Genomic DNA, 25167 nt, shown 5'->3' with positions numbered 1-25167 from the left:
CGGGCCCTATCGCTGGTCGTCGGCGGGGGCCGCGACGAGCCGCAGGATGGCCGCGCCCAGCGCCGATTTCAGGATCGCGCCGACGACGAACGGCAGCACCCCGAAGGCGATGGCCTTCGACGGCCCGATCGACTGCGCCAGCCAGGCGGCGCCCAGCGCCAGGCACAGCGCGTTGCCGGCCAGCATCGACAGGAAGGCCAGGACGACGCGGCGTCCGGCCCATCCGCGCCCGGCCAGCCAGCCGGTCAGGGCCGCGGCCAGCGGAAAGGCCAGCAGGTAGCCCGCGGTCGGGCCCATGAAATGCGGCAGCCCGCCGGCGCCGCCGGCCAGCACCGGCAGCCCGGCAGCCGCCTGCGCCAGCCACAGCAGCACGGTGACGGCGCCCAGCCGCCAGCCATAGAGCGCGCCCACCAGGGTGACGGCCAGCGTCTGCATCGTGACGGGCACCGGCACCATCGGCACCGCGATCTGGGACGCCAGCGCCAGGACGAGCGTGCCGGCCAGCACGGCCACGGTGCGGGCGGTGGGCGAGCGGCGCTGGAGCCATGCGGCGGTAGACCAGGCATGCCGGGTGTTCGATGCGGAATGCATCAAGGGAAATCTCCGTCGAAGGGGTCGATGTCGGAAAGGTTGGGTGGCTATCGACCGGGTGGCTATCGACTGGCGGGCTTGGTCGCCGGGATGCGTCGCACCAGATCGACGATGCCGTCGGCGGCGGCCAGGGCGACGAAGCCGGCCACCTCGCCCCATGGGCCCTTCAGGCTGCCGGCCGGGATCTCGTTGGCCTGGCTGACGACGCCGACCTCCTCGCCATTGGCGCGCGTCACCCGCCAACTGATCTCCACCTGCTCCTTGCCGCGGGCGGCGGGCTTCACCGACATGCTGCCGGTGACGATGGCGGTGGCCGCGGCGCGGTCGGTGGTGGGCGTCATCTGGCGGCCCTCGATCACCGTCGCCAGCGCCCGCGGCAGCGTGCGGCCGCCGTCGCCGGGTGCCCCGGTGATGCCGGCCAGGAAGATCAGCGGCTTGGCCTCGGGCGGCTGCGGCTGGGGCATCTGTCCTTCATAGAGGGCTGCGACGGCGGGGGCGGCGCGGGCCGCCAGCGCCTTCGCACCGGCCCATTCCCAATCGCGCCGCATCATCACGTCGCGCTCTTCCCGGCGGTCGATGGTGGTGCCCTTGTCATCGACCAGTTCCCATTCCCAGTCGATCTCCAGCCCGTCGCCGCCGATGTCGCGGGTGCTGACCCGGCCGATCAGGAACACGCTCTCGCGCATGCCGGCCCCGGCAATGGCGGGCACCTCCCGGCTTTGCAGCGCCTCGGCCAGGGCCTGGGCGAAGCCGCTGGCGCGTTGGCCCGTCAGCCCCTCGACCTCCAGCACGGCCAGGCCGCCGCGGCCGGGCAGGTTCAGCAACTCGGGGCCCGGCACGGCCAGGTCGGCCAGCGGGCGCGGCAGGGGCTGGCAGCCCGCCATCAGGCCGGCGGCCACCAGCAGCAGGCCGGCGCGTTCAGATAATGACACAGCTCACCATGAGGCCAAGGACCAGCACGGCCATGAAGATGATGAGATGTGGCATGAGCGAGGCAAGGTCAGCCGGCGAGCGCGATCGCCGCCAGCGCACGGCCATAGTCCGGCTCGCCCCGCAGCGTGGCCCGCCGATAGCTGAAGAAGCGCTCGGGCTCCGGCACCGTGTCGGCCCAGGACTGGCGCTCGACCGTGCCGACGCCGGCCTCCTCCAGGCGCATCGCGGCGAAGGCCGGCAGGTCGAACTGGAACTTGCCCGGCCGGACGCCGGGCGCGAAGAAGCGGTCGAAGCCGGCATCGACGGCGGTGAAGCGGTCGCGGAACTCCGCCCCCACCTCGTAGGAGGGCTGGCCGATACAGGGGCCGATGGCGGCTGTGATCCGGCCGCGGACGGCACCCCTGGCCGTCATTGCTTCGACCGTCGCGCCCAGCACGCCTTCCAGCGCGCCGCGCCAGCCGGCATGGGCGGCGGCGACCACGCCGGCCGCGGCATCGGCGAAGAGCACCGGGGTGCAGTCGGCCGTCAGGATGCCGGCAGCCGTGCCGGGGGCGGTGACGACCACGGCGTCGGCGCGTGGCGACTGGCCGCGCGGCCAGCCGGCCGTGGCCTCGACCACGGTCGGGCTGTGGACCTGGTGCAGGGTGGCCAGCGCCGAGGCCGGCAGGCCCAGCCGCTCCATCGCCCGGCCGCGATTCTCGGCGACGCGCCATTCCTCGTCGCCCGACCCGAAGCCGCAATTCAGCCCGGCATAGATGCCCTCGCTGACGCCGCCTTCGCGGGTGAAGAAGGCGTGGCGAATGCCGGGCAGGGCGGCAAGGGCGGGGCGGTAATCACGCGGCGGCTCCTCGATGGGCGTCGGGTGGGGCGGCGTCGGCGGCGGTGAACCCGGCCGGCGGCGGGCCACCCGGCCGGGTGATGGCGAATACCTTGAACAAGGTGCCCATGGCGCCCGCGCCGATCAAGCGGTGCAGTGCGGCGGCGATGGTCGCGCGGGCATCGGGCCGGCGTGCCGCCAGCCGTTCGGCGCGGGCGAGGATGCCGAGCGATTGCAGGAACCGCCCCTGCGGCACCGGACCCCAAGCCTGTCCGCCGGTCGCCACTACGGCCGCGGCCAGGTCGGCAAACGCGACATGGGCGCTGAGGTCGACCTGGCCCGGCGCGTCCAGCACCGACACCCGGCCATGCTCGCGCACTGCCTGCAGCGTATCGCCATGGCCGGCGGCATAGCCATAATCGATGAAGATCGCCCGGCCGCCATGGGTCAGGATGGCGCGCGCCAGGTCGGCCACCAGCGCTTCCGCCTCGGGCCGACGCTCGACGACCGTGCCGACCGGCTGGTCCTGGGCCGGCATCAGCGCGTCCGGCACCGGCAGGTCGTCGACGAAGGTGAGATTTCCGTCGCCGTCCAGCCCGACGCCGCGTTCGCGCCAGCCGGAGGCGGTCCGCACGAGCTGGTGGACCGGCAGTGCGTCCAGGAACTCGTTGGCGACGACCCAGCGCGGCCCGGCCGGTAACGGGTCGGCCCGGTCGTGCCAGGTGGGGCGGGCGCCGGCCAGCAGGGCTGCCTGGCGTTGCCGTAGGGCCGGGCTCGATTCGACCAGGTGCAGGCGCATCGCCTGGCCGAAGGCGGGCAGGGCGGCCGCCGCCCGCAGGGCGTCGGCCATCAGCGTGCCGCGGCCGGGGCCCAGCTCGACCAGGTCGAACGGATCGGGCGCGCCGTCCGCCCGCCAGCCGTCGGCGCACCACAGCCCGATCATCTCGCCGAACATCTGGCTGATCTCGGGCGCGGTGGTGAAGTCGCCGCCGCGGCCGAGCGGGTCGGTGCCGCGATAGTAGCCGCCGTCCGGGTCCTGGAGGGCGGTTGCCATGAAGGCCGCGACGGTGATCGGGCCGCCCGCCCGGATGCGGGCGGCGATGCGTTGCTCCAGCGTCACGCCGCGCGGCGCCCCCGCTGGATCAGCCAGGCGCCGAACAGCACCATCGGCAGCGACAGGAGCTGGCCCATCGTCACGCCCAGGAAAAGGAAGCCCAGATGGGCGTCCGGCTCGCGGAACAGTTCGCCCACGATGCGGGCAAAGCCGTAGGACACCAGGAAGGCGCCAGCCAGGGTGCCCGGCCGCTCGCGCACCCGGAACACCCATTCCAGCACCGCCAGGACCGCGAAGACGCAGATGCCCTCGAAGAAGGCCTGGTAGAGCTGGCTCGGATGGCGCGGCAGCGGCCCGCCATGGGGGAAGACCATGGCCCAGGGCACGTCGCTGGTGCGGCCGAACAGTTCGCCGTTCACGAAATTGGCGAGGCGCCCGAAGAAGAGGCCGATCGGCGTGGCGGCAGCGACGATATCGGCCAGACGCCAGTATTCCAGCCCGCGCCGGCGGGCGAACAGCAGCATGGCGAGGATGACGCCGACCAGCCCGCCATGGAACGACATGCCGCCGTGCCAGACCTGGAGCGCCTCCAGCGGGTTATAGAGATAGTAGCCGGGCTTGTAGAACAGGACGTAGCCGAGCCGGCCGCCGAGCACGATGCCGAGCGTCGCCCAGACGATGAAATCGTCCATGTCGCGGGCGGTGACGGCCGGGCCGGTGGCGGGCTTGGGGCCGCGCTGCGCCAGCACCAGCGTGTAGCGCCAGCCGATGATGATGCCGGCGATGTAGGCCAGCGCGTACCAGCGGATGGCGAACGGCCCGACCTGGACCAGGACCGGGTCGATCGCCGGAAAGGGGATGGCGAAGACCATGGGCGCCTCGGCTGCGTTAGGGGGTCAGCGGGTGGGGGACTAGCGGTACGGGTCGGGCGCCAGCAGGAAGTCCTGCACGTAGCGCCGGACCCCTTCCTCCAGCGGAACGAACTGGCCCGGATAGCCGGCGGCGCGCAGCCGGTCCATCCGCGCCTGGGTGAAGTACTGGTAGCGGTCGCGGATCTCGACCGGCGTGTCGACATATTCGATTCGTGGTGGCTGGCCGGCCGCCCGGAAGACGGCCGTCGCCAGGTCGAGGAAGCTGCGCGCCTGCCCGGTGCCGAGGTTGAAGAGGCCCGAGACGTCCGGCCGCTCGTGCAGCCACAGCATCACCGCCACGCAATCGTCGACATGAACGAAGTCGCGCCGCTGGCCGCCATCGGCATAGTCCGGCCGGTGCGAGCGGAAGAGGCGGGCCGGCTCCCCCGCCACCACGCGCGGCAGCATCTGGGCGACCACGCTCGACATGCCGCCCTTGTGCGCCTCGTTCGGGCCATAGACGTTGAAGAACTTCAGGCCCGCCCATTGCGGCGGCGTCGGCCGCCCCTCGGCGACCAGGCGGGCCACCCGGCGGTCGAACAGGTGCTTGCTCCAGCCATAGGGGTTCAACGGGCGGAGCGCCGCCAGGGCCGCCGGGCTGCCGTCATCGTCGAACCCGTCTGCCGCCCCGCCATAGGTGGCCGCCGACGAGGCATAGACAAAGCGCACGCCGTGGGCGGTGCACCAGTCCCACAGGAAGAGCGACAGCGTGAAGTTGCTGGCGATGATCAGGTCGGCGTCGCGCTCGGTCGTGGACGAAATGGCGCCCAGGTGGAACACCATGGAGACCGTGTCGCCATGGCGGGCGAGCCACGCCGGCAGGTCCTCGGGCGGCACGATGGCGGCCAGCTCGCGCTTGGCGAGGTTGCGCCATTTGTCGTCGGTGCCGAGCCGGTCGACGACGACGAGGTCGGACCGGCCGGCCGCCTCGAGGGCCGCCGTCAGGTTCGAGCCGATGAAGCCGGCACCGCCGGTCACGATGATCATGCGCGGGCTATATAGGGGCGGCCTCGTGATCGCGGCAAGCTGGCCGGGGCAGCGGGGCCGGCTGGCAGTACACAAGGGCGGGTGCGGCGTCCTATACAGGCGGGTGGAACCGTCGTCCCGGCTCCTTGGCCGCTTACGGGAGAAGATCAGGCATGTCGCTCGACCCCAAGATCGTGGAGGCGCTGTCGGGCGTCTCCACCGCCACGCTCACCACCTACCTTCTGAAGAAGGGCCTGCGCAACGTGTGGATGCGCGGCACCAAGCCGCTGCGCGAGGGCCAGCCGCGCCTCGTGGGCCGCGCCTTCACGCTGCGCTTCGTGCCCGCGCGCGAGGACCTGGCGACGCCGGAATCCTGGGCCAACCCGCGCTCCACGCGGGCCGCCATCGAGGCGATGCCGGAGGGCTGCATCACCGTCGTCGACGCCATGGGCATCACGGACGCCGGCATCTTCGGCGACATCCTGTGCGCCCGCATGCAGAAGCGCGGCGTGGCCGCCCTGGTGACGGACGGCGTCGTGCGCGACATCGCCGGCGTGCTGGGCACCGGCCTGCCGGTCTGGTGCCAGGGTGCGGCCGCCCCGCCGTCGGTCGCCGGCCTCACCTTCGTGAACTGGCAGGAGCCGATCGGCTGCGGCGGCGTCGCCGTCTTCCCCGATGACGTCGTGGTCGTCGACCAGGACGGCGCGGTGCTGATCCCGGCCGCCTTCCTGGACGACGTGATCAAGGGCGCCCTCGAGCAGGAAGCGCTGGAGACCTGGATCATGGGCGAGGTCGAGAAGGGCGCCGCACTGCCCGGCCTCTACCCGCCCAACGCCGAGAACAAGGCGCGCTACGAGGCCTCGCGCGGCCGGTCCTGATCGGACGAGGCAACCCCGCCGGCCAGGATCGTCTCCACCAGGCGGTCGGCGTCGGCGGGGTCCTCCAGCCGGCGGATGTCGGCCGGCATCTCGCGCCAGACCTTCAGGTCCTTGAAGCCGTGGCCGGTGACGAGGCAGACGACGCTGGCATCGCGCGCGATGCGCCCGTCCGCCAGCAGCATCTGCAGGGCGGCGACCGAACTGGCCCCGGTCGGCTCGGCCAGGATGCCCTCGCCGCGGGCCAGCAGGGCCATGGCGGCGCGGATCGCCTCGTCCTCCACCGCCACGGCCAGGCCGCCGGTGGCGATCACCAGGTCCAGCGTGTGGGTGCCGTCGCGCTCGTAGCCGATCAGCGGGTCGGAGATGCCGGACGCGAAGGTGGTGGGCGTGCCCCAGGCGCGGACCGCGCGCTCGCCCGCCTCGAAGGCCCGGACGATGGGCGCGCAGCCCTCGGCCTGGACCGCGACCAGCTTCGGCAGGTGGCCGGGTGCGCGCTCGCGGAAGCCCTGGACCACGCCCCGGACCAGCGGGCCGGCACCGGTCGGCACCAGCACCCAGTCCGGCACCCGGCCCTCCATCTGGTCGAAGATCTCGTGCCCGACCGTCTTCAGCGCGTCGACGCCGTATGGGTTGAGGTAGGTGGTGGTGACGTTGGCCAGCCCGTGCCGCCGGGCGATATCCAGCCCGACCGCATAGGCCCGGCTGTAGTGGCCGTCGACCTGCACCAGGCGGGCGCCGTATGCGGCGATCTGGGTCAGCTTCTCGACCGGGGTGTGGGTCGGCACGACGATGACCGCGGGCAGGCCGGCGCGCGCGGCATAGGCGGCGGCCGACGCGCCGGCATTGCCGCTCGACGCGCAGACGATGCCGGGCAGGCCCAGCTCGCGGGCGCGCGCCACGGCGGCCGCCACCGCCCGGTCCTTGAAGGAGCCAGTCGGGTTCACCGTCTCGTCCTTGATGCGGATGTCGCCGTCCGCGCCGATCGCCCGGGCCAGGCCCGGCGCGCGGTGCAGCGGCGTCATGCCCTCGCCCAGCGTGGCGACGGCCGCCGGGTCACCCACGCCCAGTGCGGCGTCGCCGCTCCACATGCCGGCCCCCGGCAGCGGCCGGGGCAGGCGGATCGGCTCCACCACCTCCAGGATGCCGCCGCAAGCCTGGCAGGAATAGTACATGCCGGCCGGCAGGGCGGCAGCGCAGTCGATGCAGCGCAGGAACATGGGGCGTGGCTCCGGGACGTCCGGGAGGGGCAGGGCGTCCGGCTTAGCAGGCGCGACCGCTCCCGTCACTCCGTCCGATCGGTGCCCTCGCGATTGCCCTGGTAGTGGCGGAAGCCGGTGAAGGGCGGCAGCCACTCCTCGCGCCGGCCGATGAAGCCTTCGTAGGTCGGGCGGATGCGGTTCGGCTCGTCGAAGCTGCCGAGGTGCAGCTCGATCTCGTCGTCGTCGGCCGCGGTCGCGAAGACATGCGAGCCGCAGCGCGGGCAGAAATGCGACCGCCCCCTCTCGGACGTATGGAATTCGGCCGTCTCGCCGCCGATCCGCACGGCATCGGCCGGATAGATGGCAAAGGCGTTGAAGGCGCTGCCGCTGATCTTGCGGCAGGTCATGCAGTGGCACACGCCGGCCCGATAGGCCTCTCCCTCTGCCGCGAAGCGCACCGCGCCGCAGGCACATCCACCCGTCAGGATCATCGCCGGCCCTCCTTCTTCCGACTCCACAACTGCCGGCGAGGCGCGGGGTTGCCGGCGGTCGTCACGCTTCGTGAAGCTCGACCGGTCCGCCCAGTTCGCCGGCCAGCAATGCGGCCAGATCCGCCAGGTCGGCAAACCGCGCCCCGCGATCGACGAGGTAGGTGATGTCGTTGTTGTTCTCATCGGTCAGGCGGCTGACGGCGAAGCCGCCATCCTCGTCGAACTCCAGCTCCGCTTCTACCTGCCGCATCGTCCGTCACGCCTTCTTCAGGAATTCCGTGCGCAAGACCAGGCCCTTCACCTTGTCGGCGTTGCACTCGATCTCGGCCGGGTCGTCGGTCAGGCGGATGTTGCGAACCATGGTCCCGCGCTTCAGCGTGACCGAGGTGCCCTTCACTTTCAGGTCCTTGGTCAGGGTCACCTGGTCCCCGTCCTTCAGGATGTTGCCGTTGCTGTCCTTGGTGTCCGCCATGCGTGTCCTGCTTCCTTGGCCGGCCAGCATAGGCGCCGGCCGGCGGGGGCGAGAGGGATATCGGGTCGCAGGCGCCCCGGGTTGACCGCGCGCGGCAGCGCCGTCCATGGTCGCGGCCGCCAATCCACCTGGGACAAGCCGGCATGAGCCTCGAATCGGTCCGCGCCTTCCTGGCCGCGCACGCCCCCGACATCGCCATCATCGAGACCGCGGAGAGCAGTGCCACCGTGGCGTTGGCCGCCGCCGCCCATGGCGTGGCGCCGGCGCAGATCGCCAAGACCCTGTCGCTGCGCCTGGGCGATCGCGTGGTGCTGCTGGTGACGCGCGGCGACGCCCGGCTCGACAACCGCAAGTGCAAGGACGCATTCGGCGCCAAGCCCCGCATGCTGGACGCGGGCGAGGTGGAGGCGCTGACGGGCCACCCGGTGGGCGGCGTCTGCCCCCTCGGGCTGGCGACGCCGCTGCCGGTCTATTGCGACATTTCGCTGCGCGCCTTCGACGAGGTGGTGCCGGCGGCGGGCTCCATCCGCAGCGCGCTGCGCATCGCGCCCGGCCGCCTGGCCGAACTGGTGGGGGCGGAGTGGGTGGACGCCTGCCAGGAGGCGCCCGCCCCGTAGGGCCACCCGTCAGCAGTGGGCCCCGTCAGTCGCTGCGCGCGCGGCCGGGCTTCTCTGCCTGGGCCTTGTCCAGGCCGGCCTGGACCTCCAGCCCGTGCTCCAGAACCGGCCGGCCGACCAGGTTCCAGGCGGTGATGCCGTTGCACATCATGACCTGCACCAGCCCTTCGACCAGCTCGGGGATGGTCAGGCCCAGCTTCATCGACTGCGTCAGGTGGCTCTTGGCGCCGACGAGGTTGCCACCGGCCACGTCGAGCAGGACGAAGATGAACTCCTTCGTCTTCAGGTCGAGGGCGGCGCCCTCGTCGCGGTCGCGCATGACGAAGCCGCGCATCGCGGTGTAGCCCGCGAACGCATCGGGGGCATGGTCCAGCATCACCTGGAACGTGTCGGGCACGCGGCCGAAGGTCTTCATAAGGTTGTCGATGCCGCGCTGGATCGCTTCGTCGGTCATGGGTCACTCTCGCCGGGGTTCCTGCCGGGGCCGACTATCGCATAGTGTCCCGCGCTTGCCGCATACTGTGCCTCTAGGACCCCGGGAGAAGACGACCATCATGGCCCACCCCAACACCACCCTTCGCGTGCTGATCACCGGGGCCGCCGGCCGCATCGGCCAGACCCTGCGCGACGGCCTGGCCGACCGCTATGCCCTGCTGCGCCTGGCCGACATCGCACCCCAGGACGAGGCCGGGCGCGGCGAGGAAGTGGTGGTCTGCGACGTGGCCGACATGGCGGCGGTCGAGCGCGCGGTCGCCGGCATCGACGTCATCGTCCACCTGGCCGCCGTGCCGGACGAGGATGCGTGGGACAAGCTGCTGCCGGCCAACATCTCTGGCACCTACAACGTCTTCGAGGCCGCGCGCCGGGCCGGCGTGCGCCGGGTGATCTTCGCCAGCTCCAACCACGCGGTGGGCTTCCACCGCCGCGCCCGTCCATTGGACGAGCATGACGTGCCGCGGCCCGACAGCCGCTATGGCGTCACCAAGGTCTTCGGCGAGGCGGTGGGCCGCCTCTATGCCGACAAGCACGCGATGCAGGTGGCCAGCCTGCGCATCGGCTCGTTCCAGGAGCGCCCGCGCGACCGCCGGCAGCTTATGACCTGGATCTCGCCCGGCGACATGGTGCGCCTGGTCGGCTGCGCCATCGAGGCGCCCGACTACCACTACATCACCCTCTATGGCGTGTCGGCCAATACGCGCGCCACCTGGTGGACGCACGCGGCCGACCTCATCGGCTACCGCCCGGAGGACGATGCCGAGGCCTGGGCCGACGACCTGATGAGCGAGATGCCGGCCGAGCACCCGGTCGCCGTCCAGTTCCATGGCGGGCCGACCTGCGTCGTGGAATTCGACGGGGAACCCGGCCGCATCGACTGATCCCCCCTTCGACTGAACGTGCGATGAACTACCGCCACGCCTTCCATGCGGGCAACCACACGGAGGTCTTCAAGCATGCCGCCCTGGTCCTGCTGCTGGACCATCTGCGGCAGAAGCCCAAGCCCTTCTTTGTGCTGGACACCCATGCCGGCCTCGGCCTCTACGACCTGAAGTCGCCCGAGGCCCAGCGCACGGGCGAGGCCGAGGGTGGTATCGGCCGGGTGCTGGCGCGGCCGGGGCGGGGGCTCGCATCCTATCGCGCGGCCGTCGAGCCCTTCACCGCCGCCGGCCGCTATCCGGGCTCGCCCGCGATCGCGGCCGCGATGATGCGCGACGGCGACCGGCTGGGCGCCTGCGAATTGCACCCGGAGGATGTGGAGGTGCTGCGCGGCCACTTCCGCCGCGACCGGCGGGTGGCCGTGCACCACCGCGACGGCTACGAGGCGATGGCGGCTCTGCTGCCGCCGGCCGAGCGGCGGGGCCTGGTCTTCGTCGACCCGCCCTATGAAAGCCGCGACGAGGCGACCCGGCTGGGCGAGGCGCTGGCGGCTGCCTGGAAGAAGTGGCCGACCGGCATCTATGCCTGCTGGTACCCGATCAAGGACGACACCATTCGCCTCGCCATCTCGGGCGCATTGGCCGCCGCGGGGGTGGAGAATGCCATCCGCGCGGACTTCCTGCGCTATCCGGTCGATGGCGAGCGGCTGGCCGGCGGCGGCATGATCTTCATCAACCCGCCCTGGCGCTTCGACGAACAGCTCGAGCGGGTGGCCGACGAGTGGGCGGAGCTGCTGGCCCTGCCGGCGACGGGGCGCAAGGTCGTGCGGCGCCTGGGGGCGCACGTCTAGGCAGGCCGGCCGGCGGTTGGCGCATGGCTGCCATTCGCCAGCCGCCGGTCGTCCGCTCGCCGCCCGCCCTTGTTGCAATGCAGCAGCGCCCCTAGCTCAGACTCTGTCTGTCCAGTTCCGCAGGGTCCAATCCATGCCGACGCTCCTCGATCCCATCGCCATTGGCGATTTCCAGCTTCCCAATCGCGTCGTCATGGCGCCCTTGACCCGCAACCGCTCGAGCGGCGCGGGCCGCGTGCCGAACCCCCTGATGCGCGACTACTACGTCCAGCGCGCCTCGGCCGGCCTCATCCTGACGGAGGCGACTTCGGTCAGCCCCCAGGGCGTGGGCTATCCCCATACCCCCGGCATCTGGTCCGACGAGCAGGTGGCGGGCTGGCGCCACGTGACCGACGGCGTGCACGCGGCCGGCGGGCGCATCCTGCTGCAGCTCTGGCATGTCGGCCGCATCTCCGACCCCTCCTATCACGCCGGGGCAGCACCAGTGGCGCCGAGCGCCATCGCCCCCAAGGGCCATGTCAGCCTGCTGCGGCCCGAGCGGCCCTACAGCGTCCCTCGCGCGCTGGCCGCCGAGGAGCTGCCCGGCATCGTCGCCGACTTCCGCAAGGGGGCCCAGAACGCGCTGGCCGCCGGCTTCGACGGGGTCGAGATCCACGGCGCCAATGGCTACCTGCTGGACCAGTTCCTCCAGGACGGCAGCAACCGGCGCACCGATGGTTATGGCGGGTCGATCGAGAACCGCGCCCGCCTGATGCTGGAGGTGACGGACGCCGTCACCGCCGTCTGGGGTGCCGGCCGCGTCGGCATGCACCTGGCGCCGCGCGGCGATTCGCACGACATGGGCGACAGCGACCTCGCCGCCACCTTCGGCCATGTCGCGCGCGAGTTGGGCCGGCGCAAGCTGGCCTTCCTCTGCGCGCGCGAATCGGTGAAGGACCCGCGCCTCGGCCCCGCGCTGAAGGCGGCCTTCGGCGGCGCCTACATCGTCAACGAGGGCTTCACCCAGGAGAGCGGCGAGGCGGCCCTGGCGGCCGGCGAGGCCGATGCCGTCGCCTACGGCAAGCTCTTCATCGCCAACCCCGACCTGCCCCATCGCTTCGCGCTGCGGGCGCCGCTGAACGCGTGGAACGCGGCCACCTTCTATTCCGCGGGTGCCGAGGGCTACACGGACTATCCGCGGCTGGCCGAGGCGGCGGAATAGCGCCACCACACCCTATTCGACGAGAACCGGTGGCCCGCGAACCTGGCTCGCGCGCCGCCGGACTTCGGCCAGTACCGTGTCGATGTCGGGCCGCCAGGCGCCGCGGGTGATGATGGAGACGGGCGTGCCCAGCGGGTTCCAATCCGTCGCATAGCGGCGGACGTTGATCCGCACGCTGGAGCCGTCGTCCTTCTCCGTCCAGACGACATGGGGGGAACCGCAGAGGGATGCCAGGTGCATCGGCCCCGATGAGGGGCCAACGGTGCAGCGGGCGCGGTGCATCAGGGCGCATTGCCCGTCGAGCGGCAGGTGCCGGCAGTCGGTCGCGCCCTCCGGCACCATGGCCAAGCCGGGCAGCCCGATCGCAGCCACACGAAATTCCCGCGCCAGCAGGGCGACCAGCGCGTGCCAGTGCCCGGCTGGCCAGTTGCGCGCGGCCTTGCCGGCCGCCCCGTCCTCCGGGATCGCACGCGCATGCACGATGATATCGAACGACCCCACCGGCTCGACCTCGCCGCCGAAGCGGATGAATTCCTGCGGCGCGCCCGTCAACCGTCGCGTCGCCTCCCGGTTGTTGGAGACGGAAAAAGCTGCACATCCCGGAAACCCGGCATGGGCCTCGCCGTCATAGGGCCGGCCGTCGCGGCACTCGTAGCCGGCTGTACGATAGCTGCCGGGCGACCAGCCGATGAACCGGTCGCAGAAATCCCGGTAGAGATACGCCTGCTCCGGCCGGCTGATGACGACCGTACGGTCGTATCGGCGCGAAAAGGCCCGGATGATCCCCTGCCAGCCCATCACCTCCCAGCCGAACTCGCCGACGAAGGGGCCGGCAACAAGGGTGCGCATTGTCGATCGTAGCAGGTTGGCGTGGGACTAGTCGCAGGAAGTATTAGAACTATATGCGCCAATAAACCAACAGAATTTGGGCGAGATAAGCACGATTTTATGATATTAAATCAGTAGATTTTCAGTCACAGAATTTATATTAGTGGTGCATGTAAGTTTGAACAATTTCATTTATGGGGGGCGTTTTGATAACAGGCAAGCGTAGCGGCAGGGCCAGTCTCTGCCAATGCGGAAGCGGAAAAAAATATGAATACTGCCACGGCAAAAATATTCCCCACACCAAAGCAAATAATGTGTCGTCGTTCAGAGTAGACAATGAGAGTAAGCGGGCAATTATCGTCACGAAGGATATTTTGATAAACCAAATACATCGCGATGGTCCTGTCATATCTCGATCTTTTGATAGGGTCGCGGAATCTGACTTAAAGAGCGCCAGCCTATTAATTTCCCAGTCAGTTGGGTTGTCGTACCATCACGTTAAACGTGAATCTAAGGATCACCGATCGGCGTGCGCGGGATTACTTATGAGCACGATATCTACATTTATGGCCAGCATAGAGGTCGCTCGGCATGGCTATCGGCGACCTTACGGTGCCGTTGCCCGTGGCATTCTAGAAACACTAGCCACAATTTTACATATCTCAATTGAGCCTGGCGCGCTCAAAAAATTCAATGACGGAACGCTTTCATCCAGCATTTCGATCGCTAAAAAAATTATTCCACCGCTCGGGCAACTATATGGACTTTTCAGCAATGAATTTGTGCATGTTAGCAAAGATCATGCGGCGTTCGAGCCCATTACATTGTATGTGGCGGGACAAGAAGACACTTCATTTATACTTAGCAGTATAAAGACTAATTCCTGGCTAATTTATATTGTATCTGAGCTTATATTCTATGATGATGCCTTAAATCCAAGATACTGGAAACGATCTGAAGATGGAGGATTCCAATACAGTCCTTCCGAGAGAGAACTCGAATGGGCTAAATTATTTATAGGGGATGGAGATTAATGCTGTCCGACGGAGCTGTCTGAAATTGACATGTTGCGGCTCCATGTAGACGTATCTGCATATGCAGCAACAGAAAATAAAAAGTGATATTTGGGGAGAGTTATGCACCTTTACCCCGTCACCGCCCCCTCGCTCGCCGGCCGGGCCAGCTGTGCGAACTTCGCCAGCACGCCCCGCGTATAGCGCGGCGCCGGCTGCACCCAGGCGGCGCGTCGCTTCGCCAGTTCCACCTCGTCCACGTCGAGTTGCAGCAACTGGCGGTGGGCGTCGATGGTGATGGGGTCGCCTTCCTTCACCATCGCGATCAGGCCGCCCTCGTAGGCTTCCGGGGTGACGTGGCCGACGACCATGCCCCAGGTGCCGCCCGAGAAGCGGCCGTCGGTGATGAAGCCGACCGATTCGCCCAGGCCCTTGCCGATGATGGCCGATGTGGGGGCCAGCATCTCCGGCATGCCGGGGCCGCCCTTGGGGCCGAGGTAGCGCAGCACCAGGATGTCGCCGGGGTTGATGCGGTCGGCCAGGATGGCGTCCATGGCCGACGCCTCGTCCTCGAACACGCGGGCCGGGCCGGTGATGACGGGGTTCTTCAGGCCGCTGATCTTGGCGACCGCGCCACCGGGGGCGAGGTTGCCCTTGAGGATGGCGAGGTGGCCCTCGGCATAGAGCGCCTGGTCGATGCCGCGGATCACCGTCTGGCCAGCGGGCGGGGCGGGGGCGATCTCGGACAGCTCCTCGCCCAGGGTGCGGCCGGTGATGGTGAGGCAGTCGCCGTCGATCATCCCGGCATCGAGCAGGATGCGCATGACCTGGGGGATGCCGCCCACCTGGTGCAGGTCGGTCGCCATGTACTGGCCGGACGGGCGCAGGTCGCAGATCACCGGCACGCGGCGGCGCACGCGCTCGAAATCGTCGATCGACCACTCGACCTCGGCCGCGTGCGCGATGGCGAGGTAATGCAGCACGCCGTTGGTCGACCCGCCGGTCGCCATCATCAGGGCCACCGCATTCTCGATCGAGCGGCGGGTGATGATGTCGCGCGGGCGGATGTTGCGGCGCACGGCCGACACCAGCACGCCGGCCGACATGGCCGCACTCTCGACCTTCTCCTCGTCCGGGTTGGCCATGGTGGAGGAGCCCAGCAGCGACATGCCGAGCGCCTCGAAGGACGAGCTCATGGTGTTGGCGGTGTACATGCCGCCGCACGATCCGGTGGTCGGGCAGGCATGGCGCTCGATGCCGTCGAAATCCTCCTTCGACATGCCGCCGGAGCCATAGGCGCCGACCGCCTCGAAGGCCGACACGATGGAGAGGTCCTGCCCCTTCCAGCGGCCGGGCTTGATGGTGCCGCCATAGACATAGATGCCGGGCACGTTGCAGCGGGCGAGCGCCATCATGCCGCCCGGCATGTTCTTGTCGCAGCCGCCGATGACGAGGATGCCGTCCAGCCACTGGCCCTGCACGCAGGTCTCGATGCAGTCCGAGATGACCTCGCGCGAGACCAGCGAATACTTCATCCCCTCGGTCCCCATCGCCATCCCGTCGGAGATGGTGGGTGTGCCGAACACCTGCGGGTTGGCACCGGCCGCGCGCACCGCCGCGATGGCGGCATCGGCCAGCTTCTGCAGGCCGGCATTGCAGGGGGTGATGGTGGAATGGCCGTTGGCGATGCCGACCATGGGCTTGTCGAAGTCGGCCGTCTCGTAGCCCATGGCATAGTACATGGACCGGTTGGGGGACCGTGCCACGCCCTGGGTGATGTGCCGGGACCGATCGTTCGCCGCCATCGCTGGCCTCCCTGGGTGCTGGTTCTTGTCTGCGACTATCGCCCCGCCGCCCGCCCGCGGGGAAGGGCCAATCGGGTGGAAAGCCGCATCCGCGGCAGGCGGCGCCCCGGCTCCCCCGGCCAGGGCGAGCCTGTCCAGCCGACCAGGCGGGCGCCCTGGCGGCGATAGAAGCCGGCGGCGAAGGGATCGGCATTCAGCATCAGGTGGCGGTGGCCGGCCGCCCGCGCCCGCGCCCGAAGCTGCTCCAACAGCACCCGGCCGAGCCCCAGACCCATAGCGCCGGGCGCCACGAACAGGTCGTCGAGCCAGCCGCGCCGGCGCGCACCATAGGCCAGCAGCCGGCGTCCACCGGCCGCGACCCAGCAGTCGTCGCGTACCAACGTCGTCGGGCGCACCACCATCGACGGCGCGAAATGCGTCAGGAACGTGCCCGGATAACCCCAATGTGCCTTGGAACGCAGCACCAGGGCCGTCACCGCCCGCCACTCCCGCGGGTATGGCCGGCGGATGCGCCACGGCCCTTGCGCGCGGGCCGCGCGTCGTGCCCAAATCGCCACAGGAGATTTCGCACCGGGGGTTCGCTGCATGCGTCTGATCGCTTCCATCGCCGCTGCGGCGGCCTTGCTCTCCATGGGGGCCGCAGCACCGGCCCTCGCCCAGAATACCGTGAAGATCGGCGCCATCGGCCCGCTTTCCGGCCCGGCCGCCGCGTCCGGCATCGCGATGCGCAAGTCGTGGGAGTTCGCGGCCAAGGAGGTCAACGACGCCGGCGGCCTCACCGTCGACGGCAAGTCCAAGAAGATCGAGCTGATCTTCGAGGATTCGCAGTCCCGGCCCGAGATCGGCGTCAGCGCCGCCCAGAAGCTGCTGACCCGCGACAATGTCGACATCCTGGTGGGCGAGCTGTTCCACAGCCACGTCACGCTGGCGATCATGGAGCTGGCGCCGGCCTTCCCCAAGATCTTCTTCACCGGCCAGCCAGTCAGCCAGGAGATCGCCAAGAAGATCGCGTCCGACCCGAAGAAGTACGGCAACTACTGGAAATTCTCGTTCAACAGCGACGCTTATGCCGACACCACCTTCCAGACCACCGAATGGCTGATCAAGGACGGCAAGGTCAAGGCGCCGAACAAGACCTTCGGCTTCATCGCCGAAGAGACCGACTATTCCAAGTCGAACATCGAGTTCATGCGAAAGCTTTTCGAGCCGGCGGGCTGGAAGATGACCGGCCAGGAGCTGGTGCCGATCGGCAATGCCGACTTCTTCCCCCAGCTCTCCAAGCTGCGCGCGGCCCCGCCCGACGTGCTGATCAGCATCTTCACCTCGCCCAATGCCGGCGCGGCCCTGGTGAAGCAGATGAAGGAACAGGGCGTGAAGCCCTTCCACTTCGCCATCTTCTACCCGACGCTGCGCGAGTTCATCACCGGTGCCGGTCCGGCCGGCGAGAACATCGTCTATTCGCCGCTGCTGTTCGACCCGGAGAACAACAAGGAACACAAGTCGCTGTCGGACAAGATGAAGCCCTTCCTTGGCCTCGAGCCGTCGGGCGACCATGCCTTCGGCTATTGCAACGGCGCCGTTCTGTTCGACGTCATCAAGCGCGCCGCGTCGACCGAGGTGAAGAAGATGAACGAGGCCTTCGCCGCGACCGACTTCAAGTGCACGCTGGGCCGCTGGGTCTTCAACCTCGATAACCACTCGCCCAAGGTGGGCGCGGACTACTTCGCCGTGCCGGCCGCCCAGATCCAGGGCGGCACGCAGCGCGCCATCTGGCCGTCGTCGGTCGCCACGTCCGACTACAAGCCGCAGTAACGGCCGCCGTCATCGCCTGCATCCATCCCGGGCCGACGGCCGGCCCGGGATGGCCCGCTTCCTGCCTTGCTGCGGCGGCATCATGACGACAAGCGACGATATCCTGGAAGTCGAGGGGCTCGGCATCCGCTTCGGCGGGCTGGTCGCGGTCAACGACGTCAGTTTCCGCGTGGCCCGCGGGCAGGTGTTCGGCCTGCTCGGCCCCAACGGCGCCGGCAAGACCACGCTCTTCAACCTGATCGCCGGTGCCTTGCAGCCGACCACGGGGCGCATCCGCTTCGAGGGGCGCGACGTCACCGGCATGAAGCCCGACCGGCGCTCGCGCCTGGGCATCGCGCGCACCTTCCAGATCACCCAGCCCTTCGCCGAACTGACGGTGGAGGAGAACGTGATGGCCGCGGCCCTGGTGCGCCATCGCTCGCTGGCCGAGATGCGCCACGCCGCCGGCCCCTATGTCGACATGGTGGGGCTGAGCCACAAGCGCCACGAACTGGCCAAGTCGCTGTCGACCGGTCAGCGCAAACGGCTGGAACTGGCCCGCGCCATGGCGACCCAGCCGCGCCTGCTGCTGCTGGACGAGGTGACGGGCGGCGTCGACCAGGCGAGCATTCCAGGCCTGATCGACCTGGTGGCGAAGCTGCGCGAAACCGGCGTCACCCTGATCCTGGTCGAGCACAACATGCGGGTGATCATGCGCCTGTCGGACCGGATGATGTTCCTGAACCGTGGCGAGAAGCTGGCCGAGGGCCCGCCGGACGCGATCGCCAACCATCCCGACGTCGTCAACCTCTACCTCGGCGCCGCCCATGCTTGAGGTGCCCATGCTTGAGGTCAAGGGAATCGGCGTCAAGTACGGCGACGTCCAGGTGCTGTGGGACATCTCGCTCACCGTCGGCCGCGGCGAGGTGGTGGCGGTTATGGGGCCGAACGGGTCGGGCAAGAGCACGATCCTGAAGGCGATCATCGGCCTGGTGCGGCCGTCCGCCGGCACCATCACGCTCGACGGCAAGCCCATTTCCGGCCGGCCGGCGCACGACATGGCCGGGCTGGGCGTCTCGCTGGTGCTGGAGCGCCGGCGGCTGTTCCCGCAGATGACGGTGCTGGAGAACGTGCGCATGGGCGCCTTCCACTCCGCCGTGCGGTCGCGCGAGAAGGAACGGCTGGAGTGGGTGGAGTACCTCTTCCCCATCATCCGGGAGCGCCGCGGGCAGTTGGCCGGCCGCATGAGCGGCGGCGAGCAGCAGATGGTGGCGATCGCCCGCGGCCTGATGTCCGGCCCGCGCCTCTTGATGATGGATGAGCCGTTCCTGGGCCTGGCGCCGCGCATCGTCGCCCAGATCATCGACATCATTCGCAAGATCAACGCCGAGGGCATCGCCGTCCTGTTCAACGAGCAGAACGTCCACCTCTCCTTCTCCAACGCCCATCGCGGCTATCTGCTGGAAAGCGGCCGCATCGTGCTGGAGGGCTCCGGCCTCGCCATGCTGGAGCACGAGATGGTCAAACGCGTCTATCTCGGCGCCTGAGGACCTGAGGATCTAAGGACCGGCCCATGACCTTCACCCTATTCCTGGAGCAGGTGGTCAACGGCATCATCCTGGGCTCCATGTACGCGATCATGGGGGCGGGGCTGGCGCTGATCTACGGCACCATGCGCATCCTCAACTTCGCCCATGGCGAGTTCTACATGCTGGGCGGGTTCTTCGTGTTCTTCCTGTTCGCCCAGCAGAATATCCACCCCGTGCTGGCCATCATCATCGCCGTCATCGGCGTGGCGCTGATCGCGGCGCTGGTCCAGCGCATGACCGTCAGCGTGCTGCTGAAGCGCGAGGGCTGGGCCTTCAGCACCATCGCCGCCACGCTGGGGGTCTCCATCTTCCTGCAGAACCTGGCGCTCGCCCTGTGGGGCGAGCGCTTCCAGTCGGTTCCCTATTTCGTCGAAGGGCTGCTGCAAGTGGGGCAGTTCCGCCTGCCCTGGCAGCGGGTGTTGATCTTCGTCGTGGCCGTCGCCGTCATGGCGGCGATGGCGGCCGTGCTGCGCTGGACCCGCTTCGGCTGGGCCGTGCGCGCGACCGCCCAGGACGCGGAGGCCGCCGCCGTCGTCGGCGTGCCGGCCGCGCGCATCCACACGATCACCTTCGCGCTCGGCGCCGGCTTGGCCGCGGTGGCGGCCGGCCTGCTGGCGCCGGTCTTCGCGGTCAACCCGTGGATGGGGCTGCCACTCATCATCAAGGCCTTCGTGGTGGTGGTCCTGGGGGGGCTCGGCAGCTTCCCCGGCGCCATCGTCGGCGGCTTCCTGCTGGGCATCGTCGAGGCGGTGGGCATCACGCTGACCTCCTCGGAATGGCGCGACGTCATCGCCTTCGGGATGATGATCCTCTTTCTCTGGGTTCGCCCCTGGGGCCTCTTCGGGGTGAAGGAACGCTGACGATGTTCGCCCCGCTCGCCCCCCAGGGACGGCTCGCCGTAGCCGCCCTCGTCGCCATCCTGCTGGTCCTGCCACTGGTGTGGCACGACACCTACGTGCTGCACCTCATCATCCTGTCGATGATCTTCGCGGCGTTCGCAGTGGCCTGGAACTTCACCACCGGCTATGCCGGGCTGAAGACCTTCGGCCATCATGCCTTCTTCGGCATCGGCGCCTATTTCTCGGCCCTCATCTCGAAGAACTTCGACATCTCGCCCTGGCTGACGACGCCCGTCGCCGGGCTGGTGGCGGCCTGTGCGGGGCTTGTGGTGGCACTGCCGGTGCTGCGCATCCGCTCGGTGCCGCATGTCGCCATGGTGACGCTGGGCTTCGCCGAGATCGTGCGCGTGCTGCTGACCGTCTTCCGCGAGACGACGCGGGGCGAGATGGGCCTGTGGGGCATCCCCGCCTATGACGGCTTCACCATCCCCGGCCTGGGCGAGGTGGTGTTCAACGCGGCCGAGAAGGTGCCCTACTACTACCTGGCGGCCCTGTTGTTCCTGGGCTCGGTCTATGCGGTCGTGCGCATGGTGAAGTCCCCGATCGGGCTGGCGCTGGTCGCCATCCGCGACTCCCAGGACGCGGCAGAGAGCCTCGGCATCAACCTCACGCGCTACAAGCTCCTGGCCTTCGCGGCCAGCGCCTTCATGGTGGGGCTGCTCGGCGCCTTCTATGCCCATTACATCCTGCTCCTGACGCCCTCCTCGGTGCTGGGGCTGGACCTGATGATCCTCGTCATCGGCATGACCCTGATCGGCGGCGTCGGCACGCTGTTCGGCCCCATCCTCGGCGCCTTCGTCATGACCATCGGGGTCGAGGCGATGCGCGGCATCGGCGAGTACCGAATGCTGATCTATGGCGCCCTGATCGTCGTCGTCGTCATGTTCATGCCGCGCGGGCTGGTGGCGATGCTGGACGGGCTGGGCCCCCGCTTCGGCTTCGGCCGCCAAGCGCGGCCGCAAGCAGAGTAAGATCGCAGGCCCTCCACACTCCGCATGACGTACTGCGCGCGCTACCGCTTCAAGCTGCTCTCGCCTATCCAGATTGAGAAAGGGGTGCCTCTGGATCTCAAGATCCCGGGCTTCTCCGCCGCCACGGTTCAGATGGGCGAGGAAGTCCATCCCATAGGGCATTGGGCGACTATCAACATTCCCGGATTTGCCAGCGAGAGTGAAGCTCGACAAGCCGGAGAGCGTCTCGGTGACGCGCTTCTGGTGGTCGGCGCTGTTACCAAGTTCGGCATCGACCTCGGTATGAGTCGCTCAACTCTTCAATTTAGCGACGCCGTATGTAAAGCGGTTCGAACGGAGACTGGAAAGTCACTCCGGTCTGAAGTTCATGGCCTTATGGTTCACGAACAGGGTGCTGTCAGAATTGTCGGCATGCATGGGCGTCTTCAGGGGCTGATAAGTCTTTCGGCGTTCGAGGCACGTCTAGCTTCTTGGGCTTGCCTATCATCTCAGCTGACTGAACGACAACGAACGTGCGCGGCCCTTCTCAACGATTCGTTTTTCGCACTTCAGCCAGAAGGCCAGTTCGTATTGCGCGTTTCTGCAGTGGAGGCCCTGTGCGATCAGGCGATCCGCGATGTGCGCTACCAGTCCGCAATCCAGGAACTCGAAAACCACCTTGCTGAGCAGTCGCTGGACGAAGAAGTGCGCGAAACCCTCGAACGGGCGCTAGGCAACGCCAAGAGGGAGTCGCTACGGCATGCATACATGACTAAATTCAGGGTGCTCCGCTCTCGGGCAGAAGCGAAAGCTTTCGACGACCTATATAGAATTCGGAGCAAGTTTGTTCACGATGGTATCGGTCGAGGGCGGCTTGTCGAAGCCAATGATGCTGCCCTAACGCTTGCAACCGATTTGCTTGAGTCCGAACTTCGCGCTCAGAATGACTTGGCCCCACGTAAAGGGCCGTGAGCTGCGAACCGGGGTTTGGCTGGATTGTCTATAGTTGAGCAAGCCGCCGCATCTGGTCGGCCACCTCGCGCGGGGTGTCGCGGACCAGCCGGCCGGGCCGGAAGCCGGCCACGCGGACGGCCGCGATCGTCAGCAGTGCCAGCACCGTCGCCTGCATCCCGGCATAGGCCATGGCGGCACCTGCCACGCCAACCCGCGGCAGCAGTACCAGCAGCAGCACGATGTTGACCGCCAGGCCCGCCAACTCGGCCAGCATGGCCAGGCCCGGCCGGCCCGACGCCTTCACCGCCTGGGCCAGCACCGCGCGCATGGCGAGCGCCACGGCACCGGCCGCATACCACGCAAGGATGGGCACGGCCGGCGCGAATTCCGGCCCGTAGAGCAACGCCACCAGCCGATCGGCCGCCGCCAGCAGCAGCAGCGCGATCACGCCGGCCAGTGCCGCCGCCAGCCGGACATAGCGTTCCACCACCGGCCCGCGGTCGGCCGCCTCGGCCACCCCGGCGATCCGCGGATAGGCGACGCTGGCCAGCGTGACGGCCGGGATCGAGGGGATGATCGCGATCGCCATGGCCGCGACATAGAGCCCAAGGTCGGTCGGCGTCAGCAGGTGGGCGATCAGCAGCTGGTCGAGCCGCTCGTTCACGAGCTGCACCAGCACGCCCAGCTGCAACGGCGCCGCGAAGCGCAGGATGGCACCCACCTCCCGACCGTCGGGCCGCGCCGCCAGCCAGCCGCGCCGGCGAGCCAGCAGCAGGGCGAGTGCGGCCGACAGGCAGAAACCCGCCAGATAGGCCAGCGTCACGCTCGCGACCTCCGCCAGCCCGAGCAATACCAGCCCGGCCACCGCCGTTGCCGTGGCGATCGTGGTGGCCGCGCGGATCGCGTTCCATGCGCCATATTCCAGCCGGCCCTGGAACACCCCGCCCAGATAGAGGCCGGCCAGCCCCGCCGGCACCATCAGGAAATAGACCAGGCCCGAGCGCACCACCGCCGGGTCGTGCCCGGCCAGCAGGATGGGCACGACCAGCCAGCCGGCCGCGAACGCCACCAGCCCGGCCGCCAGCGCCAGCAGCAGCACGGTCGGCGCCAGGCGTTGCGGCGCCACCCCCTTGGCCGCGCGATAGACGACGGCGTCGCTCATCGCCATGCCGATCAGCCCCAGTGCCAGCACCGGATAAAGCAGGACCAGCGCCAGTTCGCCGCGCCCCTCCGGCCCCAGGATGCGGGCCAGCAGCACGGCGTTCGCCAGCCCCACCAGCTGGATCAGGGCGGTGGTGGCGAAGGACTGGACGACGTGGTGCATGGGGGCCGGTTCTGGTTGCCGGTGTTCCGGTGGCCGCCGCTACCAGACTCCGAAGAAGATGCCGTGTTCCTTGTGCCGGGCGGTGCGCTGCCGGACCTCGGCGTCCGACAGGGTCGTGCGCAGCCGGCGCTCGCGCGCCCATTCCCACAGCCGGTCGCGCATCTCGGCCCGGATCGGGCGGTGGGCGGGCGACTGGCCGAGGTCGACCCGCTCCTGCGGGTCCGTTTCCAGGTCGAAGAGCTGCGGCCGGAAGCCCAGCCAGTCGACATATTTCCAGCGATCGGTGCGCACCATCCAGGCGCGGCACTCGGCCGGTTGTCGCCCCAGCGTGACGCGCGCCTGGCGGAAGGCATAGTCGAGCTCGCTGAAGGCCGCCTCGCGCCAGGTGACGGGGGCCGGCCCGCGCAGCAGCGGCAGCAGCGAGCGGCCCTCCAGCAGGTGCGGTGCCCCCTCGGCGCCGACCGTCTCCAGGAAGGTCGGCAGCAGGTCGATCGCCTCCACCAGCCGGCGCTCGACCCGGCCGCGGCTGCCGTCGGCGCGCTGGTCGGGGTCGACCACGATCAGCGGTACGCGCACCGCCTCGTCATAGAAGATCTCCTTCTCGCCCAGCCAGTGGTCGCCCAGGAAATCGCCATGGTCGGCGGTGAATACGATCAGCGTGTCGTCGAGCCGGCCCAGCCGCTCCAGGGTGGCCGTCAGGCGGCCGACATGGGCGTCGATCTGGGCGACCAGGCCCATGTAGGTCGGCCGCACCGTGCGTGCGACCGCCTCGCGGGCGAAATTGCGGGCCTCCTCGTGCCCGCGATAGGCCGTGACGACCGGGTGCGGCTCGATCAGTTCGCCCTGGTCGCGGTTCAGCGGCAGGCAGTCCTCCGGCCCGTACATGGCGTGGTAGGGGGCGGGCGCCATGTAGGGCCAGTGCGGCTTGACGTAGCTGAGGTGGAGGAACCAGGGCCGATCGCCCTGCGCCTCGACGAAGGCGATGGCCTGGTCGGTCATGTAGGCGGTTTCGGAATGCGGCTCGGCCACCCGTGCGGCCAGGCGCGCGTTGCGCATCTGCCAGCCGCTGACGATCCGCCCGTCGGGCGCCTCGGCCGAGATCACCCAGTCGTTCCACGGGTCGTCCCCGCCATAGCCGTGGGCGGCCAGATAGGCCGGATAGCCGCTCTCCCGCCCCGGCCGGCTGTGGCCGTCATAGCGGTCGAGCGATTCGAACCCGCCCTCGCGCAGCAATGCCGCCAGCGCCGAGCCGCCCTCGATGCCGTAGCGGGCAAGCCCGTCCGTGTCCGGCAGCACATGGGTCTTGCCGGCCAGCGCCACGCGCATCCCGGTCGGCCGCAGATAGTCGCCGATCGTGCGTTCGCGCACCGACAGCGGAACCCGGTTCCAGGTGGCGCCGTGGCTGAACATGTAGCGCCCGGTATAGAACGACATGCGCGACGGCCCGCACACGCCCGACTGCACATAGGCGCGATCGAAGCGCACGCCCCGGCGGGCGAGCGCGTCCAGGTTCGGCGTCTTCAGGTGCGGGTGGCCGGCGGCACCCAGGTGGTCGGCCCGCAACTGGTCGCACATGACGAACAGGATGTTTCGAACGCTGCCCATGCCGGCCCCTCCCCAGACGGGGAGCTTTCCTCCCTCGGCGGGGGCGGCGTCAAGG

28 protein-coding genes and 1 pseudogene are annotated in these 25167 nt (G+C 69.0%); 13 read left to right on the top strand and 16 right to left on the bottom strand.

Annotated elements, in window-relative coordinates; genetic code table 11:
- Window positions 1-6: 6 nt before the first annotated feature.
- The 6 genes from STVA_RS23620 to rfaD all read right to left on the bottom strand — a co-directional run bounded on the left by STVA_RS23620 (window position 7) and on the right by rfaD (window position 5293).
- Window positions 7-591 carry a biotin transporter BioY gene (locus STVA_RS23620; protein ID WP_123692691.1) on the bottom strand — a complete coding sequence of 195 codons (585 nt, stop codon included), beginning with the start codon at window positions 589-591 and terminating at the stop codon, window positions 7-9.
- A 62-nt stretch (window positions 592-653) separates the two neighbouring features.
- Window positions 654-1523: a hypothetical protein gene (locus STVA_RS23615; protein ID WP_142235869.1), complete on the bottom strand. Its 870-nt coding sequence runs from the start codon at window positions 1521-1523 to the stop codon at window positions 654-656.
- Between the two features lie 68 nt (window positions 1524-1591).
- The gene (gene pgeF, locus STVA_RS23610; RefSeq protein ID WP_338092718.1) at window positions 1592-2431 is read right to left on the bottom strand and encodes a peptidoglycan editing factor PgeF; all 840 of its coding nucleotides are present in this window, start codon (window positions 2429-2431) and stop codon (window positions 1592-1594) included.
- The gene (locus STVA_RS23605; protein WP_245978430.1) at window positions 2358-3461 is read right to left on the bottom strand and encodes a class I SAM-dependent methyltransferase; all 1104 of its coding nucleotides are present in this window, start codon (window positions 3459-3461) and stop codon (window positions 2358-2360) included. Before STVA_RS23605 ends, pgeF begins: the two co-directional genes overlap by 74 nt.
- Window positions 3458-4267, bottom strand: a complete 810-nt coding sequence (gene lgt / locus STVA_RS23600; protein ID WP_123692685.1) for a prolipoprotein diacylglyceryl transferase — start codon at window positions 4265-4267, stop codon at window positions 3458-3460. Before lgt ends, STVA_RS23605 begins: the two co-directional genes overlap by 4 nt.
- Window positions 4268-4306: 39 nt before the next feature.
- Window positions 4307-5293: an ADP-glyceromanno-heptose 6-epimerase gene (rfaD, locus tag STVA_RS23595; protein ID WP_123692683.1), complete on the bottom strand. Its 987-nt coding sequence runs from the start codon at window positions 5291-5293 to the stop codon at window positions 4307-4309.
- A gap of 152 nt (window positions 5294-5445) precedes the next feature.
- Between rfaD and STVA_RS23590 the strand changes: the two genes are divergently transcribed.
- Window positions 5446-6150, top strand: coding sequence for a ribonuclease activity regulator RraA (locus tag STVA_RS23590; protein ID WP_123692681.1), 705 nt, complete (start codon window positions 5446-5448; stop codon window positions 6148-6150).
- Here STVA_RS23590 and thrC read toward each other — a convergent pair.
- The 4 genes from thrC to STVA_RS23570 form a co-directional block, all read right to left on the bottom strand.
- Entirely contained in the window at window positions 6123-7367 is a 1245-nt protein-coding gene (gene thrC, locus STVA_RS23585) for a threonine synthase (protein ID WP_123692679.1), read from the bottom strand. The two genes, STVA_RS23590 and thrC, sit on opposite strands and share 28 nt — an antisense overlap.
- A 65-nt stretch (window positions 7368-7432) precedes the next feature.
- Window positions 7433-7840: a GFA family protein gene (locus STVA_RS23580; RefSeq protein ID WP_123692667.1), complete on the bottom strand. Its 408-nt coding sequence runs from the start codon at window positions 7838-7840 to the stop codon at window positions 7433-7435.
- Between the two features lie 61 nt (window positions 7841-7901).
- Complete coding sequence (locus tag STVA_RS23575; protein WP_123692665.1) at window positions 7902-8090, bottom strand: hypothetical protein; 189 nt, start codon at window positions 8088-8090, stop codon at window positions 7902-7904.
- A gap of 6 nt (window positions 8091-8096) precedes the next feature.
- Window positions 8097-8312, bottom strand: coding sequence for an alkylphosphonate utilization protein (locus STVA_RS23570; protein WP_123692663.1), 216 nt, complete (start codon window positions 8310-8312; stop codon window positions 8097-8099).
- 143 nt (window positions 8313-8455) lie between these two features.
- Between STVA_RS23570 and STVA_RS23565 the strand changes: the two genes are divergently transcribed.
- Complete coding sequence (locus STVA_RS23565; protein ID WP_123692661.1) at window positions 8456-8929, top strand: YbaK/EbsC family protein; 474 nt, start codon at window positions 8456-8458, stop codon at window positions 8927-8929.
- A 25-nt stretch (window positions 8930-8954) separates the two neighbouring features.
- Here the strand turns inward: STVA_RS23565 and STVA_RS23560 are convergent, their stop codons facing one another.
- Window positions 8955-9383 (bottom strand): carboxymuconolactone decarboxylase family protein, encoded by a 429-nt coding sequence (locus tag STVA_RS23560; protein ID WP_123692659.1) that lies wholly within the window; start codon window positions 9381-9383, stop codon window positions 8955-8957.
- Between the two features lie 100 nt (window positions 9384-9483).
- On the opposite strand from STVA_RS23560, the gene STVA_RS23555 reads away from it, so the two are divergent.
- From STVA_RS23555 to STVA_RS23545, 3 genes are all read left to right on the top strand, one after another.
- On the top strand, window positions 9484-10305 hold the full coding sequence (locus STVA_RS23555; protein WP_123692657.1) for an NAD-dependent epimerase/dehydratase family protein: 822 nt from the start codon (window positions 9484-9486) through the stop codon (window positions 10303-10305).
- Window positions 10306-10328: 23 nt separating this feature from the next.
- Window positions 10329-11153 (top strand): 23S rRNA (adenine(2030)-N(6))-methyltransferase RlmJ, encoded by an 825-nt coding sequence (locus tag STVA_RS23550; protein ID WP_123692655.1) that lies wholly within the window; start codon window positions 10329-10331, stop codon window positions 11151-11153.
- A 133-nt stretch (window positions 11154-11286) separates the two neighbouring features.
- Entirely contained in the window at window positions 11287-12354 is a 1068-nt protein-coding gene (locus STVA_RS23545; protein WP_123692653.1) for an alkene reductase, read from the top strand.
- A gap of 12 nt (window positions 12355-12366) precedes the next feature.
- Here STVA_RS23545 and STVA_RS23540 read toward each other — a convergent pair whose 3' ends face one another.
- Window positions 12367-13203 (bottom strand): glycosyltransferase family 9 protein, encoded by an 837-nt coding sequence (locus STVA_RS23540; RefSeq protein ID WP_123692651.1) that lies wholly within the window; start codon window positions 13201-13203, stop codon window positions 12367-12369.
- Window positions 13204-13376: 173 nt separating this feature from the next.
- Between STVA_RS23540 and STVA_RS28615 the strand changes: the two are divergent.
- Window positions 13377-13448: pseudogene (locus STVA_RS28615) on the top strand (hypothetical protein); the annotation flags it as partial.
- Window positions 13449-13748: 300 nt separating this feature from the next.
- Window positions 13749-14216: a hypothetical protein gene (locus STVA_RS23535; protein ID WP_142235868.1), complete on the top strand. Its 468-nt coding sequence runs from the start codon at window positions 13749-13751 to the stop codon at window positions 14214-14216.
- A 110-nt stretch (window positions 14217-14326) separates the two neighbouring features.
- On the opposite strand, the gene ilvD is transcribed toward STVA_RS23535, so the two are convergent.
- Both ilvD and STVA_RS27785 read right to left on the bottom strand, forming a co-directional pair.
- The gene (gene ilvD, locus STVA_RS23530) at window positions 14327-16000 is read right to left on the bottom strand and encodes a dihydroxy-acid dehydratase (protein ID WP_123692648.1); all 1674 of its coding nucleotides are present in this window, start codon (window positions 15998-16000) and stop codon (window positions 14327-14329) included.
- Window positions 16001-16035: 35 nt separating this feature from the next.
- On the bottom strand, window positions 16036-16476 hold the full coding sequence (locus STVA_RS27785) for a GNAT family N-acetyltransferase (protein ID WP_170216602.1): 441 nt from the start codon (window positions 16474-16476) through the stop codon (window positions 16036-16038).
- A gap of 109 nt (window positions 16477-16585) precedes the next feature.
- Between STVA_RS27785 and STVA_RS23520 the strand changes: the two genes are divergently transcribed.
- The 6 genes from STVA_RS23520 (at window position 16586) to STVA_RS23495 (ending at window position 22201) form a co-directional block, all read left to right on the top strand.
- Window positions 16586-17812 carry an ABC transporter substrate-binding protein gene (locus STVA_RS23520; RefSeq protein ID WP_170216601.1) on the top strand — a complete coding sequence of 409 codons (1227 nt, stop codon included), beginning with the start codon at window positions 16586-16588 and terminating at the stop codon, window positions 17810-17812.
- An 82-nt stretch (window positions 17813-17894) separates the two neighbouring features.
- Entirely contained in the window at window positions 17895-18626 is a 732-nt protein-coding gene (locus STVA_RS23515) for an ABC transporter ATP-binding protein (RefSeq protein WP_123692968.1), read from the top strand.
- 7 nt (window positions 18627-18633) lie between these two features.
- On the top strand, window positions 18634-19338 hold the full coding sequence (locus STVA_RS23510) for an ABC transporter ATP-binding protein (protein ID WP_123692966.1): 705 nt from the start codon (window positions 18634-18636) through the stop codon (window positions 19336-19338).
- Between the two features lie 26 nt (window positions 19339-19364).
- Entirely contained in the window at window positions 19365-20240 is an 876-nt protein-coding gene (locus STVA_RS23505; protein WP_123692644.1) for a branched-chain amino acid ABC transporter permease, read from the top strand.
- A gap of 2 nt (window positions 20241-20242) precedes the next feature.
- Window positions 20243-21250 carry a branched-chain amino acid ABC transporter permease gene (locus tag STVA_RS23500; RefSeq protein ID WP_170216600.1) on the top strand — a complete coding sequence of 336 codons (1008 nt, stop codon included), beginning with the start codon at window positions 20243-20245 and terminating at the stop codon, window positions 21248-21250.
- A gap of 24 nt (window positions 21251-21274) precedes the next feature.
- Window positions 21275-22201 carry a hypothetical protein gene (locus STVA_RS23495; RefSeq protein ID WP_142235867.1) on the top strand — a complete coding sequence of 309 codons (927 nt, stop codon included), beginning with the start codon at window positions 21275-21277 and terminating at the stop codon, window positions 22199-22201.
- A gap of 28 nt (window positions 22202-22229) precedes the next feature.
- On the opposite strand, the gene STVA_RS23490 is transcribed toward STVA_RS23495, so the two are convergent.
- Window positions 22230-23507 (bottom strand): lipopolysaccharide biosynthesis protein, encoded by a 1278-nt coding sequence (locus STVA_RS23490; protein ID WP_123692640.1) that lies wholly within the window; start codon window positions 23505-23507, stop codon window positions 22230-22232.
- 39 nt (window positions 23508-23546) lie between these two features.
- Complete coding sequence (locus STVA_RS23485) at window positions 23547-25112, bottom strand: alkaline phosphatase family protein (protein WP_123692638.1); 1566 nt, start codon at window positions 25110-25112, stop codon at window positions 23547-23549.
- Window positions 25113-25167 lie beyond the last annotated feature (55 nt).

The organism is Stella humosa, assembly GCF_006738645.1.
Classification (GTDB): Bacteria; Pseudomonadota; Alphaproteobacteria; order ATCC43930; family Allostellaceae; genus Allostella; species Allostella humosa.
This window is presented reverse-complemented; position numbering and strand designations above follow the sequence as displayed.